Source organism: Comamonas odontotermitis (assembly GCF_014207855.1).
GTDB lineage: Bacteria > Pseudomonadota > Gammaproteobacteria > Burkholderiales > Burkholderiaceae_C > Comamonas > Comamonas odontotermitis_A.
This window is the reverse complement of record NZ_JACHKZ010000005.1, coordinates 68322-84461: the sequence shown is the minus strand read 5'-3', so window position 1 is coordinate 84461 and position 16140 is coordinate 68322. Positions and strand designations below refer to the sequence as shown.

Below are 16140 nucleotides of genomic sequence, written 5' to 3'. Positions count from 1 at the left end.
ATGCGCAAGGGTTAAAATGGCCTTTTGCCTGCAGCATGCCGCCACGCGGCCTGGCGCTGTAGCGCCGCCTGCCACACCAACTACCTATCACTGCCCATGGCTTCCGCATTGACCGATAAACTGTCGCGCCTCGTCAAGGAGATGCGCGGCCAGGCCCGCATTACCGAATCAAACGTGCAGGATATGCTGCGCGAAGTGCGCATGGCCCTGCTGGAAGCTGACGTTGCCTTGCCCGTGGTGCGAGATTTCATTGCCCGCGTCAAAGAAAAGGCCTTGGGCCAGGAGGTGCTTGGCAGTCTGAAGCCTGGCCAGACGCTGGTGTCGATTGTTAACAAGGAACTCGCCGCCACCATGGGCGAGGGTGTGGCAGACATCAACCTCAACGCCCAGCCGCCAGCAGTCATCCTGATGGCCGGCCTGCAAGGTGCGGGCAAGACCACCACGACCGCCAAGCTGGCCAAGCACTTGATTGAAAAGCGCAAGAAAAAGGTGCTGACAGTGTCGGGTGACGTATACCGCCCAGCAGCCATCGAACAGCTCAAAACGGTCACCAAGCAGGCCGGTGCGGAATGGTTTCCCAGCACCCCCGATCAGAAGCCGCTGGATATTGCCAATGCTGCGCTGGATTACGCCAAGAAGCATTATTTTGATGTGCTGCTGGTGGATACGGCCGGGCGCCTTGCGATCGACGAAGTGCTGATGCAGGAAATCCAGCAATTGCATGGTGCGCTCAAGCCTGTCGAGACCTTGTTCGTCGTCGACGCGATGCAGGGGCAGGATGCCATCAATACCGCCAAGGCGTTCAAGGAAGCACTGCCGCTGACCGGTATCGTGCTCACCAAGCTCGATGGCGATTCACGCGGCGGTGCCGCGCTGTCGGTGCGCCAGATTACCGGTGCGCCCATCAAGTTTGCCGGTGTCTCTGAAAAGATCGATGGCCTGGAGGTGTTCGATGCCGAGCGCCATGCGCAGCGCGTGCTGGGCATGGGCGACATCGTGGCCCTGGTCGAACAGGTCACCAAGGGCGTGGACATGGAGGCCGCGCAGAAGATGGCTGAAAAGATCAAATCCGGCGACGGCTTTGATTTGAACGATTTTCTGGGCCAGTTGCAGCAGATGAAGCAGATGGGCGGCCTCTCCACGCTGATGGACAAGCTGCCGACCGAACTGGCGGGCAAAGCCGGTCAGGTTGACATGGACAAGGCGGAGCGCGAGATCCGTCGCAAGGAAGGCATCATCTGCTCAATGACACCGTATGAACGGGCCAAGCCCGAGCAGATCAAGGCCACACGCAAGAAGCGCATTGCTGCTGGGGCTGGTGTGCAGGTGCAAGAGGTCAACCGCCTGCTGAACGAGTTTGGCCAGATGCAGCAGATGATGAAGAAGATGAAGGGCGGCGGCCTGATGAAGATGATGAAGAAAATGGGGGGTATGAAAGGCTTGATGGGGGGCGGAGGCATGCCCAAGCTGCCGTTCTGACGTTCGAATTGCCCCTGTGCAAAACGCCTGCGTGAGCAGGCGTTTTTCTTTTCGATCATCAAGGCAAGGTGCGGAATGCGCCTGCTGGCATTGGTTATTGATGGCCTTTGCGTGAGTGTTCCAATACAACACGCAGATTGCTCTGATTTTTGAAGTTTTTTTGGGATAAAGCACAAGTGCGATGCCCCAGACAGGTCGCCTGGAGCAATGCTGCCCGAGCGTGTGCAAGCAGCAACGGGCCGGGGAGTAACGGATCTTCCGCCAGGCGCAATGCCTTTTGCCCGCGCGAACTTGCGTCAGTGCGGGCCTATTTCACCGCCACCTTGGCATTACCGGGTTGCATGCGTCCAATGACGCTGGCCTCGGAAAATCCATGGCCCTTGAAGGTTTCCAGCACCTGCTGAATAGCACTTGGCTGGCATGACACCAACAGGCCGCCTGAGGTTTGAGGGTCCGTCAGCAGGCTGCGCATCGCGTCAGACACGTTTTCACCCAGATCTACCTGTGTGCCGTACGAGGCCCAGTTGCGGGCCGAGGCCCCCGTCGCAATGCCTTGTTCGGCCAGTTCGCGCACGCCTGGCAGCAGGGGCACCAGATCGCTATCGATACTGGCCGTCAGCCCGGCTCCGCGCGCCAGCTCCAGCGTGTGGCCCAGCAGGCCAAATCCGGTGACATCGGTGAGGGCATGCACCCCCTCGATCTGCGCCAGCACCGTTCCGGGCCGGTTGAGCTGGGTGGTGGTTTGCACCATGGCCGCATAACCCGCGTTGTCCAGGAGGCCCTTTTTCAGCGCTGCCGACTGGATGCCGACCCCTAGTGGTTTACCCAGAATCAATACATCACCCGATTGTGCATCGCTGTTGCGCTTGAGGTTCTTGGGATGGACCACGCCAATGCCGACGAGGCCGTATATGGGCTCGACCGAATCAATGGAGTGGCCGCCAGCCAGCGGGATTCCAGCATCACGGCAGACCGATTCACCGCCTTCCAGAATTTTGGCAATCACATCATGTGGCAACACATTGATGGGCATGCCGACGATGGCCAGCGCCATCACCGGCGTGCCACCCATCGCATAGATGTCGGACAGCGCATTGGTGGCAGCAATCCGGCCGAAATCGTATGGGTCATCGACGATGGGCATGAAGAAGTCTGTCGTCGCGACAATGGCCTGCTCGTCGTTGATCTGGTAGACGGCTGCATCGTCCGCAGTCTCGGTGCCCACCAGCAGCTGGGCGTAAAACTGCTTGGGCAGGGCACTGCGGCTCATGAGGTCGGCCAGCACGCCGGGGGCGATCTTGCAGCCGCAGCCGCCGCCATGAGACAGAGAGGTAAGTCGAGGAGCCTGAGTGGTATCGATAGTCATGGAAGGGAGTGTCTGACGGACAGGGGAAGCGCGCAGAGGATGCAAACCCTATTATTGGTAGTTTGCACATTCCTTGCACCCCGGATGGGATGCATGTGCAACCAGCCGTGAGTACGGTATCTGCAGTACAGCAAGATTTACATTGCTGATTGTAAAGATATGGAAGAATATCGAGGGATTGACGGGGGGAGATGCATGGCGCAATGTGTCTCCAGACAGTTGTCACTGGTGTCACGGAGCTGTTGTGTCATTTTGGAGGCCAGGTCGAGGCAATGGAGCATTGTCCCGCCGCTTCAGCGGCTGGGCGTGGCTTTTTGCGGCCTGTTTGAGCTGCTCATCCATGGCAGCTACCGATGCAGAAGCCTCCGCCGATGCCAATGCGCAGGCCGTGACACGCACCGTCTTCGGGATTCTGGGCTATACACGCTGGCCTGTTGAAAGCGAAGAGCTGCGCCTGTGCACGATAGGCCACACGGAATATGCAGCGGGCCTGCTGCAAAGCACCGGGCAGGTGATTGCAGGCCGAAGACTCAGTGTCAAGCAGGTGGAGCTCGACCAGCTGAAGACCTCCGAATGCGATGGCATTTATGTGGGGGACATGAGTGAGCAGCAATGGCGCAAGCTGATGCAGCAGGAAAGCGGCCGGCCCTTGCTGACGATCAGTGAGCGCAGTGCGCTGTGCCGCATCGGCGCCATGTTCTGCCTCAATCACCAAGGCGAAGGCCCCGGTTTTGAAGTCAATCTGGACTCGATTGCCCGCAGCGGCCTGCGCATCAGCCCCAAGGTGCTGCAACTGGCTCGGTCCAAGGCGGTGCCATGAGTCTGTTCATGGACAGCCATGCGTCGCTGCATGCAGTCATCCGCCGCGCCCATTTGCGGATGGCTGCCATGGCCATATCGTTGGCCGGTGTCCTGCTGCTTGTTGTCGGGGTGGCGGTGCTGCGTTTCTATCTGCTCAACAACCTGCAACTGATGGCCCGTTCGCTGGCCTACACGGTTGAGGCCTCTTTGGTCTTCAACGACCACGACGAGGCCACCCGGTTGCTGGACCAGTTGCTGCGAAACGAGGATGTCGCCCGCGGCCAGGTGTTTGACGCACAAGGCGAGGTCTTTGTGCGTTGGGTATCGGCCAAAACGGGCCCCGGCGGTGCGGGTGAACTGCTCGCTGCAGCCATAGGAATGCGCCCTGCCGACGCGCCGGTGAACCAGGATGGCAGGCAGATTGGGCGCGTGGTGCTCTATAGCGATGGTGCGGGGATTGTCCGATTTCTCAGCTCCGGTCTGGCCGTATTGATCCTCTGTGTGGGAGTTAGCGGTTATCTTGGCATGCGGCAATCGCGCCGTATGCTGGCCGATATTGCCGAGCCGCTGCAGCAGCTGGCGCGGGTGGCTCGTGCGGTGCGGCATGACCGGTCGATGGGCCAGCGCGTGCCCCCGGCACGGATTGCAGAACTGCACGAGTTGGGCGATGACTTCAATGCATTGCTCTCCGAGCTGCAGATGCGCCAGGAAAAACTGCGGCAGCAGAACTCGCAACTGGAGCTCCAGGCGTCGCGCGATGGCTTGACGGGCTTGGCGAATCGCTCTCACTTCGAGCAACGCCTGCAGCAGGCACTTCTGGATGCCGAATCCGTGGGGCGCAAGCTCGCCGTGCTTTTTCTCGATAATGACCATTTCAAGCAGGTCAACGATATTCATGGACATGCCGCGGGAGACGCCTTGCTCAGAGCCGTGGGCCTCAGACTGCACTCGGTGGTTCGTGAGGCAGATCTGGTCGCCAGGCTGGGCGGCGACGAGTTTGCTATCCTCCTCTATCCTGTGGGAGGCATGGCAGATGCACAACTGGTGGAGGCCAAGATTCAGGAAGCCATGCAGTGCCCTGTGGTCACCAGCAGTGGTGTGGTGTTGAACCCGTCTGTGAGTGTTGGCATTGCCGTTTTTCCGCAGCACGGGCAGGACATGGAAACATTGATGGACCATGCAGATCAGGCCATGTATGAAACGAAAATGACACGCCATGCTGAGCGTGTCGTGATCAAGGAGTGAATATGGAATGGAGCCAAGGATTCAGCGGTACGCAGCGCTTTGCCCGTGGAGCGCGTTGGGCCATGGCCATGGCTTTGGTCTTGCTGATGGCTGCATGCCAGACACCATCTGCACCCACGCCACCACCGCCCCCTGCGGGGTTGACGGCCCAGCAACAGCAGGTGCTGCGTGACCAGGGGTTTATGCAGGGAGACCAGGGGTGGGAGCTGCAGATGTCGGGCAAGCTGCTTTTCGAGTTTGATTCCGCCGAAGTGGGAGAGGCCGCGCGCGCCAAGGTCGTGCAGTTGGCGCAGGTACTGATGAAAGAGGGTATCGACCGCCTGCGCGTAGAAGGCTATACGGATGACCGTGGCAGCGCAGCCTACAACCTGAAACTGTCAATGCGCAGAGCCCAGGCTGTGACCAATGTTCTCGTGGAAGCTGGCATGCCCCGGCAGAACATCGAAGTCAAAGGGCTTGGCAATGCTTTGCCAGTGGTGTCGGGCAATGCCGCGGAAAACCGCCGTGTAGCCATCGTGGTGCCATTGTTATAAGCAACGCGTATCGGCTCACATCGGTTGCAAAGGCAAGAAGACATTGCGCCCCGCCTGCTTGGCGACAGGAGTGGGTGGGCAGTGGCGGAGGGCAGCTGGAGTCGAACCAACCCAGGAGTGGCTGACACCCCTCACCGGGTTTGAAGCCCGGCCGCACCACCGGGCACGATTGCCTTCCATCAGAAAGTGAGCCGATTGTAGCCACTCCCGCCATGTATCGAGGCGGAGTGGCGCATGCCCCTATAAATAATGAAGTCTGATGCGGGTGCGTGCCAAGCGCCGTTGTGCTGCTGGGGCGTGCCCGAGTTCGTCACTGCTGGCTGACCTGCCAGCGCACACCGGGCCGCAGCATATGCGCATCGCGCACTCGGCGGGTGTAGCCCACGCGGTCGAAGAACTCCAGGATCTGGATGGCACGCTTGCGCCCGAGGCCTGTTGCATCTCGGAAGGCCGCCGCCTCTACCGCGCCACGCTCGGCCTGCAAGGCCAGATCGGCAACCAGTGCGGCCAGGGCATCGGTTTGCCCGGCTGCATAAAAGAGATCCTTGACGACCTGAAACACCAGCCCTTGCCGAGCCAGTTTCTTGAGCAGTTGGCGCACCATTTCTTCGCCACTGCCTTGGTCCCGCGCCAGATCACGAACCCATGGCGGATCGAAACGGCCAGCGCCAATGGCGGGCAGCAGGCGCTGGGCCAAAGCCTGCTCTGCATCGCTCAGTTGAACGCTATGGCCCGGAAGATGCAGCCATGCACCCGTGGTGCTGATGTGCTGTGCCTGCAGCAAAGCCTCGATGAGACTGGTGTAGAGCGCATCGTGCACGCCATGCTGCAGGCTGGGCAATGCCATGCGCCGCAGGCGCGCAGCGTTGATGCCGGGCTCATCGGGCGCCACGCTGTGAAAACGCCCCAGGGCCTCAAGTACCTGGCCCTGCAACGCCTGCCAGGCCTCATTGCTCAGCAACAGCGCATCGCCATCGGTGGTGGGCAGCACTATGGCATGGGGCGGTACCGGCGGTTGCGCCAGGCCTGTCAGCCGTACCAGCTGTGATTGTGCGAGGCCGTGTGGGGCTTCGGCCAGCAGTGGTGCAGTGTCATGGGTGGAGACCCAATGCTCCAGCGCTGCAAGGAACGCCAGCCGCGCCTCACTACGGCGTTTGCGTGCAGGCGCACAGGGATCCAGCACCGTCGCTCCGGCAATGGTTCGGCTGGCCTGGGCATTGCGGATGATGACGCGGTCACCTGGCTGCACAACGGCTGGCGCATCCAGCACCAGTTGGGCCAGGCTCTGGGCTCCAGATGGCAGTTCGCCATCTTGCAGCAGGGCCACATGGCCTGTGCAGTGCATGGTGCCCAGGTGCACATGCACAGGCGCCCAGGGCTTGAGCGCGGGAGCACCGGCCAGCAGTTGCAGCCGTACGTCGATGCGTTGCGTGGTGTGCAGCAGGCGTGCGTCCAACAACCAGTCGCCACGCGTAATTTCTTCTTTGGCAATACCTGCAAGGTTGAGTGCGCAGCGCTGTCCGGCCACGCCCTGGCTGCTTGCCCGGTTCTGCGCGTGGATGCTGCGCACCCGTGTCGGTTTTCCAGTGGCCGAATGTAGCAGGCTGTCGCCCACGGCAACGCTGCCATTGAAAACCGTACCCGTCACCACGGTCCCCTGTCCTGCCAGGCTGAACACGCGGTCAATCGCAAGACGGAACAGGCCTTGCTGTGCGCGCAAAGGCATCGCCTGTGCAACGGTGTGCAGGTGCTGGCGCAGCGCTTGCACGCCCCGGTCGTCAGGCAGCGCGGCTGCAGTCTGGAAAACAGGGGCATCGGCAAGAGGGCCGCCCGCGAGAAGCGCGCGTATCTCATTTTCCACGACCGCCATGCGTTCGGGCTCTACGCGATCCACCTTAGTGAGCGCGACAGTGCCTTGGCGGACACCCAGCAATTGCAGAATTTCCAGATGCTCACGTGTCTGCGGCATCACTCCGTCATCGGCCGCCACCACCAGGAGTGCATGGTCGATGCCCACGGCACCTGCGGCCATGGTGTGGATGAATTTTTCGTGGCCAGGCACATCGATGATGCCCAGCACATCGCCGTTGGCCAGGGGCGCGTAGGCATAACCCAGTTCGATGGAGATGCCGCGCGCCTTTTCTTCTTTCAGGCGATCGGTCTCCACGCCAGTCAGGGCGCGTACCAGGGTGGTTTTGCCATGGTCGATATGGCCTGCGGTTCCAATGATCATGCGAAATGCTCTGCTTTTTATAGCTTGATGCCCTCGTCAATCTGATGCTAGAACGAGTTTTTCCCAATTTTCAACGAATACGGACTGGTTAGCGGCTTCAAGGCAGCGCAGATCCAGCCACAGCGCGTCCTGGCGTAGGCGGCCGATGACTGGGCGCGGCAATTGGCGAAGCGCGGCTTCAAGCCGCTGCAGCAGTTGACCGGCTCGTCTGGGGTCTGCAGAGCGGATCACCAGGCCATGGCTGGGCAGGCTCTCCACAGGCAGCGCGCCGCTGCCGATCTGGCTGGACATGGCAGTCGGCTCCACCACATATGCGGTGCCTAGAGCGTTTTGCAGAGGGGCTTGCAGAACTTCGGCCTGCTGCTGCATATCGGCTGCGCTGCGGGTGAACAGGCGCAAAGTGGTCAGGCGATCGGCCAATTGCTCCGGGTGCAGGTACAGGCGCAGGGTTGGTTCCAGCGCAGCCAGTGTCAGCTTGCCGACGCGCAATGCGCGTTTGAGAGGGTTCTTCTTGATCTGTGCGATCAGTGACTTCTTGCCGACGATGATGCCCGCCTGCGGGCCGCCCAGCAATTTGTCGCCGCTGAAGGTGACGATGTCGGCACCGGCTTCGACGGTTTCGCGCACCGTCACCTCGTATGGCAGGCCCCAGGTCCGCATATCGATCAAGGTGCCGCTGCCCAGGTCCACGATCATCGGTAGCTGGTGGCTGTGGGCAATATTTGCCACATCGGCATCCGGTACAGATTTGGTAAAGCCCGAGATGGCGTAGTTGCTGCAATGCACTTTCATCAGTGCCGCCGTCTGGGCGGAGATGGCTTCGGCATAGTCCCGCTCATGCGTGCGGTTGGTGGTGCCGACTTCGACCAGAGTGGCACCGGCGCGCGTCATCACGTCGGGAATGCGGAAGGCGCCGCCGATCTCCACTAGCTCGCCGCGAGAGACGATGACTTCCTTGTGCAGCGCCATGGTGGACAGCACCAGCAGCACGGCAGCCGCATTGTTGTTGACGATGGTGGCCGCTTCCGCGCCGGTCAGGCGGCAGATCAGGTCCTCAACCAGATCGTCCCGGTCGCCACGGCCCCCATCGGCCAGGTCATACTCCAGGTTGCTGGGTGCGGCCAGCGCCTGCACCACGGCATCGATGGCTTCTTGTGGCAGCAATGCGCGGCCCAGGTTGGTGTGCAGCACAGTCCCCGTCAGGTTGTAGACGGCCTTGAGGCGGGGGGCAAACAGTTGTTGCAGCGATTGCTCGGCAGCATCCAGCAGGATATCGGCACCCGGCGCGGTCTGGCTGTCCTTGGCTGCCAACCACTGGTTGCGTGCATCCGCAAGTGCGGCGCGAATGGCATCGGTGCACTGCGTTTTGCCATAGTGCGCAAGCAGTCCGGCAGTGCGCGGATGCTGCAGCAACTTGTCGACGGAGGGCAGGGGAGAGGCAGTGCGCATGGGTGAAACATCAAAAAAACAAAACGATGGCTGCAGGGCGCAGTCATCGTTCTAGTATGGCACGGCAGGGAGCGCGGCGTTCGGGCCTTACCCCCGCTGCCTGCGGCCTGTGGCCGACCGGTCAGTGCAGATCAGGCACAGCCGCGCTGTCGTCCGCCTGCGGCTCCGCCACTGCAACAAACAGCAAGGGGTTGCCGCTGGCGCGCTGGAGCCGGGTGTTCTCGCTCATCAGCAAATCGAGCATCAGGCTGGCCAGATCATCGGCCAGCGGCTCAGCCAACGGGTCTTTTTCCTGGTTGACGATCTTGCGGTAGCTGCCGCAAGCGTCGCAGGTTTCCGCAAGCACCACGTCCTTGCCGCCTTCCAGGCCCTGGTAGTGAATGCCTTTGGTCGATTCGCAATGTGAGCACTTGACGCGCACCATATGCCATTCAGTGGCACAGCAGCCGCAATGCAGATAGCGGTGGCCCGCCATCTTGCCGCCAATGCGCACCACACTGGCTACCGGCTCGGCAGCGCATACGGGGCAGATGGTGGCGGGATCGGTATAGGGCACATCGGCGGCCCGCAACTGGCTTGCGCGGCGGGCAAACACGACCTGCAGTGCAGCCATGGCAAAGGGGGCCATACCTACGTCGCGTGCGGCCAGCTCCTTGGTCAGCAGGCGCTTTGCCAGGGCGTTGCGCTCTTCGGTGCTTGTTGCCTGCAGCTCTGCAATCAGTGGCTGCAGCGGCGCGGGCAATCCGCCCGTGCCGGAGAGATCGGCCAGCATGCCATCCAGCACCTGGTGCCAGACGGGATCGAGATGGTCGGCTGCGGGCAGCAGCGGCGACGAAAATTCCTGCGCCTGCGCGATGGCGGCCGCCTCGGGCTCCGCCACACGCAAGTCTTGTACGGCGCGGTGTTGGGCCTGCACCAGACTGGCGATGAAGTTCAGGTAGTCGGCAATCGGGTTGCCTTCGGCCAGCTGGCGGATGCGATTGGCGCGGTCCAGGAACAGGCTGCTGGTATCGGGCAGCAGCACGCGCGGAAAGCTGGTGTGGTCCAGCGACTCGATTTCGCCAGGTTGAAGAATGCGTTGCATACGGGGATTTTCTCAAGTATCAACGCCGATAGTCCTGATAGGGCTATCGGCGTCTTTGATGGGTGCAGCGGGGTGCAAGCCCCCGCGGGCAAGCAAGGGTTCAGTCCTTTTCGCCCGTCATGCGGCGATACCACAGCGGATGGTGGAACCGGGCCCAGGCACGGGTCACGGTGCCACGGGTCATGGCACGGATGGTGCCTTTGGTCCAGATGGCAGCATAGACGTGCGCGATGATGAGGCCAATCAAGCCAAATGCCGAGATGGCATGGATCAGGCTGGCGGCGCGCACCACGTTGACAGGCAGATTCCACCAGGCGCGCCACATCAGCACGCCGGTGATGACGAGGCCGAGCATGCACAGCACCAGCATCCAGAACAGCACTTTCTGGCCGCCGTTGTACTTTTCAGCGGGCGGAATCTTGTCATGCTCACCGCTGACGAGGGCTGGCACGTTTTTCAGCCACTCCACATCGCGGTCTTTGATGATGTTCAACTGCCAGAAGCGGAAGAACATCAGCAGGAAACCAAAGGCCATGACGAGGCCGATGTAGGGATGCAGAATCCGCGTCCAGGGCCCGCCACCGAACAGGTTCGTCATGAAGAAGAACGACGGGTGGAAGAACGCCAGGCCGGACAGTGCCAGCAGCACAAAGCTGATGGCAACAACCCAGTGGTTGGCACGCTCCGCAGCGCTGTAGCGCTGGATGTCTCGGTTGCTGCGGTTCATCGTCCTGCCTCCTTGTGGTTGTCGGCGTCGGCCTTGCGGGCTTCTTCGTCCTCCAGCTCCTCGGGCACTTCGAGCGGACCCTTGGTGATGTAGTGGAAGAAGCTGCCGACTGCGGCGGCTCCCAGTGCCGCCAATGCCAGCGGCTTGGCCACGCCTTTCCACAGGCTGACCATGGGGCTGATCTTGGGATCATCGGGCAGGCCGTGGTAGAGCGATGGCTGGTCTGCATGGTGCAGCACATACATCACGTGCGTGCCGCCCACGCCTTGCGGATCGTACAGGCCGGCCTTGGCAAAACCGCGTTCCTTGAGGTCGGCGATCCGCTCGTCGGCACGCTCCTGCATGCCTTGCTTGGTGCCAAACATGATGGCACCCGTGGGGCAGGTCTTGACGCAGGCAGGCTCCTGGCCCACTGCAACCCGGTCAGAGCACAGTGTGCACTTGTAGGCCTTGTGGTCCTTTTGCGAGATGCGTGGGATGTTGAACGGGCAGCCGGTGACGCAGTAGCCGCAGCCGACGCAGTTTTCCTCCTGGAAATCCACGATGCCGTTGGCGTACTGCACGATCGCACCAGGTGAGGGGCAGGCCTTGAGGCAACCGGGGTCTTCGCAGTGCATGCAACCGTCCTTGCGGATCAGCCATTCCAGATTGCCGGTAGCCTCGTTCTCGTATTCGGAGAACCGCATCACGGTCCACGAGTTGGCACTCAGGTCGGTCGGGTTGTCATACACCCCTGCCGCAGCGGTGCCCACGTCGTCGCGCAGATCATTCCACTCCATGCAGGCGGTCTGGCAGGCCTTGCAGCCGATGCATTTGGAGACATCGATCAGCTTGGCCACCTCGCCGCCATGCGCGTCGCGCACGCTTGGCGATGGGGTGGTGGTGGCGGAGCGGCGCTTGATATCCAATGATTGTAGAGATGACATCGCTGCTCCTTAGACCTTCTCGACCTTCACCAGGAAGGTCTTGAACTCGGGCGTGTTGCTGTTACCGTCGCCCACGAACGGGGTGAGGGTATTGGCCAGGAAGCCCGGCTTGGTCAGGCCCTTGAAGCCCCAGTGGATAGGGATACCCACATGGTGCACCGTCTTGCCTTCGATCTGCATGGGCTTGATGCGCTTGGTAACCACCGCCGCTGCCTTGATGTAGCCGCGCTTGGAGCTGACCTTCACCATGGAGCCGGTGGTGATGCCGATCTCCTTGGCCAGCGCCTCGCCGATCTCGACGAATTGCTCTGGCTGGATGATGGAGTTCAGCAGCGCATGCTTGGTCCAGTAGTGGAAGTGCTCGGTCAGGCGGTACGTGGTGCCCACGTGCGGGAACTCCGATGCCTTGCCGAAGGTCTCCCAGATGGCAGGGAAGACGCGGGCTGCAGGGTTGCTGACAGCCTTGTCGTTCTTCGGGTACATCGGGTTGTAGCCCAGCGGATTGTCGAACGCCTCGTAGTGCGTTGGGAACGGCCCTTCGTTCATGCCCTTGCGCGCAAAGAAGCGCGCCACCCCTTCGGGGTTCATGATGAATGGGCCGGTGCCCGTTTCAGGCTTGATCGCCACGCCGTAGTCGGGCACATCCGCGCCGCCCCAGGCCTTGCCGTTCCACTTGACCAGCATGCGGTTGGGGTTGAAAGGCTTGCCTTCCAGGTCGGCAGACGCACGGTTGTACAGCACCCGGCGGTTGGCCGGCCAGGCCCAGGCCCAGTTCAGCGTGTTGCCGATGCCAGTGGGGTCGCTGTTGTCGCGGCGGCCCATCTGGTTGCCCGCTTCCGTCCAGCAGCCGGTGTAGATCCAGCAGCCGCTCATGGTGGTGCCATCGTCACGCAGCTCGCCAAAGCCAGACAGCTGCTGGCCTGCGGGGCGCAGCACCTTGCCATCGGCATCGGTCAGGTCGGCCAGTGCACGGCCGTTGTACTCCTTGGCCAGCTCTTCCGAAGACGGATGCGCTGGTTGGGCGTAGGGCCACCACAGGTTGACGATCGGGTCGGGGAACTTGCCGCCGTCCTTCTGGTAGGCCGCCTTCATGCGCAGGTGCAGGGCCGACATGATGGCAACGTCGGTCTTCGCTTCTCCAGGAGGCTCCGACGCCTTCCAGTGCCACTGCAGCACACGCGACGAGCTCACGACCGCGCCATCCTCTTCTGCGAAGCAGGTGGTGGGCAGGCGGAACACTTCGGTCTGCACCGATGCCGTGTCGATGTCGTTGTACTCGCCGTAGTTCTTCCAGAACTCGGAGGTCTCGGTGGCCAGCGGGTCCATGATGACCAGGAACTTCAGCTTGGCCAGGCCCGCACGGGTGCGGTTCTTGTTGGACAGCGCCGCCAGCGGGTTGAAGCCCTGGGCGATGTAGCCGTTGACCTTGCCTTCGTTCATCAGCTCGAAGATCTGCAGCATGTCGTACTGCTTGTCGAGCTTGGGCAGGTAGTCGTAGGCCCAGTTGTTGTCCTTGGTGGCCGCGGGGCCCCACAAGGCCTTCATCAGGCTGACATGGAACTTGGGATAGTTCTGCCAGTAGCTCATCTGGTTGGCGCGCAAAGGCTTTTGCGTGCGTGCCTCGATGTACTTCTGGTAATCCTGCTCACCCTGGTTGGCCAAGGTCAGGTAGCCGGGCAGTGCGTTGGACAGCAGACCCAGGTCGGTCAGACCCTGGATATTGGAGTGGCCGCGCAGCGCGTTCATGCCGCCGCCCGCAACACCAATATTGCCCAGCAGCAGCTGCACCATGGCGCCGGTGCGCAGAATCTGCGCGCCGATCGAGTGCTGCGTCCAGCCAAGGGCATACAGGATGGTCGCAGCGCGGCCGGCCTGTGCGGTGGAGGCAAGCTTTTCGCACACGTGCAGGAACTTGTCCTTGGGCGTGCCGCAGGCACTCTCTACCTTCTCTGGCGTGTAGCTGGCGTAATGGCGTTTGAGCCATTGGTAGACACAGCGCGGATGCTGCAGGGTCGGGTCGGTCTTGACGTAACCGTCCTCGCCCAGCTCGTAATCCCAGCTGGCCTTGTCGTAGGTGCGCTTTTCGGGGTTGTAGCCCGAGAAGATGCCTTCGTCGAACGCGAAATCCTCACGCACGATGAAGGTGAAGTCCGTGTAATTGCGCACGTACTCGTGGTGGATCTTGTCGTTCGTCAGCAGATAGTTGATCACGCCGCCGAGGAAAACAATGTCCGAACCCGAACGGATAGGGGCGTAGAAATCTGCCACCGAAGCCGAACGGTTGAAGCGCGGGTCAACCACCATGAAGTGAGCCTTGTTGTGCTCCTTCGCCTCGGTCACCCATTTGAAGCCGCAAGGGTGGGCTTCAGCGGCATTGCCGCCCATGATCAAAATAACGTCCGCGTTCTTGATGTCGACCCAATGGTTCGTCATCGCTCCACGGCCAAACGTCGGGGCAAGACCTGCCACCGTCGGGCCGTGTCAGACACGGGCTTGGTTATCGAACGCCAACAGGCCCCATGAGCGGGCCACTTTATAGGTGATGTATCCGGCTTCATTGCTGGCGGCCGATGCAGCCAGCATGCCGGTCGTTGTCCAGCGGTTCACCGTCAGACCGTCGTCGGTCTTCTCCAGGAAGTTCGCGTCGCGGTCTTCCTTGATCAGCTTGGTGATGCGGGTCAGCGCCTCGTCCCACGACAGGCGCTTCCACTCGTTGGAGCCGGGCGCACGGTATTCGGGGTAGAGCAGGCGATTGGGGCTCTTGACGATGTCGAGCAGCGATGCGCCCTTGGGGCACAGCGTGCCGCGGTTGACCGGATGGTCCGGATCACCTTCGACGTGCATGATCGACAGCTTGGCGTTCTTGCCACCATCGCCAAGGGAGTACATCAATATGCCGCAGCCGACAGAACAGTAGGTACACGTCTGGCGTGTCACCGTGCTGCCGACCAGTTTGTACTGGCGGACTTCGGCCAGGGCAGTGGCGGGCGAGAAGCCCATCACCGCCAAGCTTGATCCTGCCAGGGTAGAGCCAGTCACTTTCATGAACTGGCGCCTGGAGAATTGCACCATGGGTTGTCCTTTCAATGAAGGATGCTTGTTTTACTGAGATTGCCGATCAAATTGTAGACCTCTACTCTTAAAAAACCTCAATAGTCGGCAATTTGGACATTTTCAGACATTTGATGGCTCCCGAAAAATTCATATTGAGGCATGTCAATTGGTTAAAAATCAATATGATTCACAAGCTTGCAAAAAAAAGTGAATAATGTGCTTCATGATCAAGATGCACCTCGTCACTGCATACCACGGTTTGAAACCGAAGGACGAACCCTCCCGTGAGCCTGCGGCCATGCGCAGGCGCATGCTGCTGCTTGGGGTGCCTGCGGCAGCGCTGCTGGCAGGGTGCGCCTCCAAGCCAACATCCAATGGCTCGCACGCATCGGCCGATCCAACGCGGCGCAGGCCGGCGGGTTCTGCGGATGGCGGTGTGGTGCCCATCAACCTGGGTTTGAGCGGCGAGCTGCGCGATACCCTGTATGCGCGCGTGATGATGGTGGTCAACACGCCCTATACCTATGGCGGCAACACCCCGGAAGGCGGTTTCGACTGCAGCGGCCTGATCCAGTACGCGATGGCCGGAATCACCACCCGCAAGCTGCCCCGCACCACATCGCAGTGGGCGGGGGTGAGTGCGCCTATTGAGCGCAGTGATCTGCAACGCGGCGATTTCGTGTTCTTCAACACCCTGGGTGGGCGCTATTCGCACATGGGCATTTATGCTGGCAACAACCAGTTCGTGCATGCACCATCGAGCGGCGGCGTAGTCCGGACCGTCAGCTTGGCCAATCCCTACTTTGCCAAGCGCTTTACTGAGGCGCGGACGGTGTTTAGTGTCTAGCTGTGAACTATCAACAGGTTGTTTTTAAATTGGAGTAGGCACATTGGTGTGATATGACCAATGGCACTGTGCGGGCGATGCCAGTTGTAGTGACGCCGCCAACTGGCCAAGGCATCGGCTTACTCGATTGGGCTTTGGAATGTCCAGCCCTATGTCCACTCGCGAAGCGCCGATTGGAAGCGCTTTGCTTTGCCCTCATCTGTGGTCGGTACAGCTTGGTGAACTTGTGTCCCTTCTGTGCCAATGCTGGTAGGCGTTCAGCATGCTTTTTACTTCTTTATATTGAGAAATCTCAATCGCTTGAATGCGGTGTGTCTAATCAGCGTCTTCCGACAATCGGGCAATGATTTTTGGCTGCCCCTCCCTATTATCGAGCCCCATACCAGCGCACATCCA

General features: G+C 61.0%; 12 protein-coding genes, 1 tRNA gene and 1 pseudogene. 5 read left to right on the top strand and 9 right to left on the bottom strand.

Features of this window, described 5'->3' with window-relative positions:
- The first annotated feature begins 96 nt into the window (after window positions 1-96).
- The gene (gene ffh, locus HNP33_RS05810; protein WP_184706245.1) at window positions 97-1479 is read left to right on the top strand and encodes a signal recognition particle protein; all 1383 of its coding nucleotides are present in this window, start codon (window positions 97-99) and stop codon (window positions 1477-1479) included.
- A gap of 307 nt (window positions 1480-1786) precedes the next feature.
- On the opposite strand, the gene selD is transcribed toward ffh, so the two are convergent.
- A complete protein-coding gene (selD, locus tag HNP33_RS05805; protein ID WP_184706243.1) occupies window positions 1787-2845 on the bottom strand; it encodes a selenide, water dikinase SelD in 1059 nt (352 codons plus the stop codon).
- A 340-nt stretch (window positions 2846-3185) separates the two neighbouring features.
- On the opposite strand from selD, the gene HNP33_RS05800 reads away from it, so the two are divergent.
- The 3 genes from HNP33_RS05800 to HNP33_RS05790 are packed head-to-tail and all read left to right on the top strand — an operon-like array spanning window position 3186 to window position 5424.
- Complete coding sequence (locus HNP33_RS05800; protein WP_184706241.1) at window positions 3186-3665, top strand: YfiR family protein; 480 nt, start codon at window positions 3186-3188, stop codon at window positions 3663-3665.
- Entirely contained in the window at window positions 3662-4891 is a 1230-nt protein-coding gene (locus tag HNP33_RS05795; RefSeq protein ID WP_184706239.1) for a diguanylate cyclase domain-containing protein, read from the top strand. Before HNP33_RS05800 ends, HNP33_RS05795 begins: the two co-directional genes overlap by 4 nt.
- A 2-nt stretch (window positions 4892-4893) precedes the next feature.
- A complete protein-coding gene (locus HNP33_RS05790; RefSeq protein WP_233464407.1) occupies window positions 4894-5424 on the top strand; it encodes an OmpA family protein in 531 nt (176 codons plus the stop codon).
- A gap of 82 nt (window positions 5425-5506) precedes the next feature.
- Here the strand turns inward: HNP33_RS05790 and HNP33_RS05785 are convergent.
- The 7 genes from HNP33_RS05785 to fdnG form a co-directional block, all read right to left on the bottom strand.
- Window positions 5507-5602: transfer RNA gene (locus HNP33_RS05785), tRNA-Sec, on the bottom strand.
- Between the two features lie 132 nt (window positions 5603-5734).
- Complete coding sequence (selB, locus tag HNP33_RS05780) at window positions 5735-7657, bottom strand: selenocysteine-specific translation elongation factor (protein WP_184706237.1); 1923 nt, start codon at window positions 7655-7657, stop codon at window positions 5735-5737.
- Between the two features lie 36 nt (window positions 7658-7693).
- Window positions 7694-9106, bottom strand: a complete 1413-nt coding sequence (gene selA, locus HNP33_RS05775; protein WP_184706235.1) for an L-seryl-tRNA(Sec) selenium transferase — start codon at window positions 9104-9106, stop codon at window positions 7694-7696.
- 121 nt (window positions 9107-9227) lie between these two features.
- On the bottom strand, window positions 9228-10190 hold the full coding sequence (gene fdhE, locus HNP33_RS05770) for a formate dehydrogenase accessory protein FdhE (RefSeq protein ID WP_184706233.1): 963 nt from the start codon (window positions 10188-10190) through the stop codon (window positions 9228-9230).
- 100 nt (window positions 10191-10290) lie between these two features.
- A complete protein-coding gene (locus tag HNP33_RS05765) occupies window positions 10291-10917 on the bottom strand; it encodes a formate dehydrogenase subunit gamma (protein WP_184706231.1) in 627 nt (208 codons plus the stop codon).
- Window positions 10914-11843: a formate dehydrogenase subunit beta gene (gene fdxH, locus HNP33_RS05760; protein WP_184706229.1), complete on the bottom strand. Its 930-nt coding sequence runs from the start codon at window positions 11841-11843 to the stop codon at window positions 10914-10916. Before fdxH ends, HNP33_RS05765 begins: the two co-directional genes overlap by 4 nt.
- A gap of 9 nt (window positions 11844-11852) precedes the next feature.
- The gene (gene fdnG, locus HNP33_RS05755) at window positions 11853-14915 is read right to left on the bottom strand and encodes a formate dehydrogenase-N subunit alpha (protein WP_184706227.1); all 3063 of its coding nucleotides are present in this window, start codon (window positions 14913-14915) and stop codon (window positions 11853-11855) included.
- Between the two features lie 280 nt (window positions 14916-15195).
- Here fdnG and HNP33_RS05750 point away from each other — a divergent pair, with 280 nt between their 5' ends.
- Entirely contained in the window at window positions 15196-15744 is a 549-nt protein-coding gene (locus HNP33_RS05750; protein WP_184706470.1) for a C40 family peptidase, read from the top strand.
- On the opposite strand, the pseudogene HNP33_RS20990 reads toward HNP33_RS05750, so the two are convergent.
- Window positions 15741-15973 (bottom strand): annotated as a pseudogene (locus HNP33_RS20990) (integrase core domain-containing protein); the annotation flags it as partial. The gene HNP33_RS05750 and the pseudogene HNP33_RS20990 overlap by 4 nt on opposite strands.
- Window positions 15974-16140 lie beyond the last annotated feature (167 nt).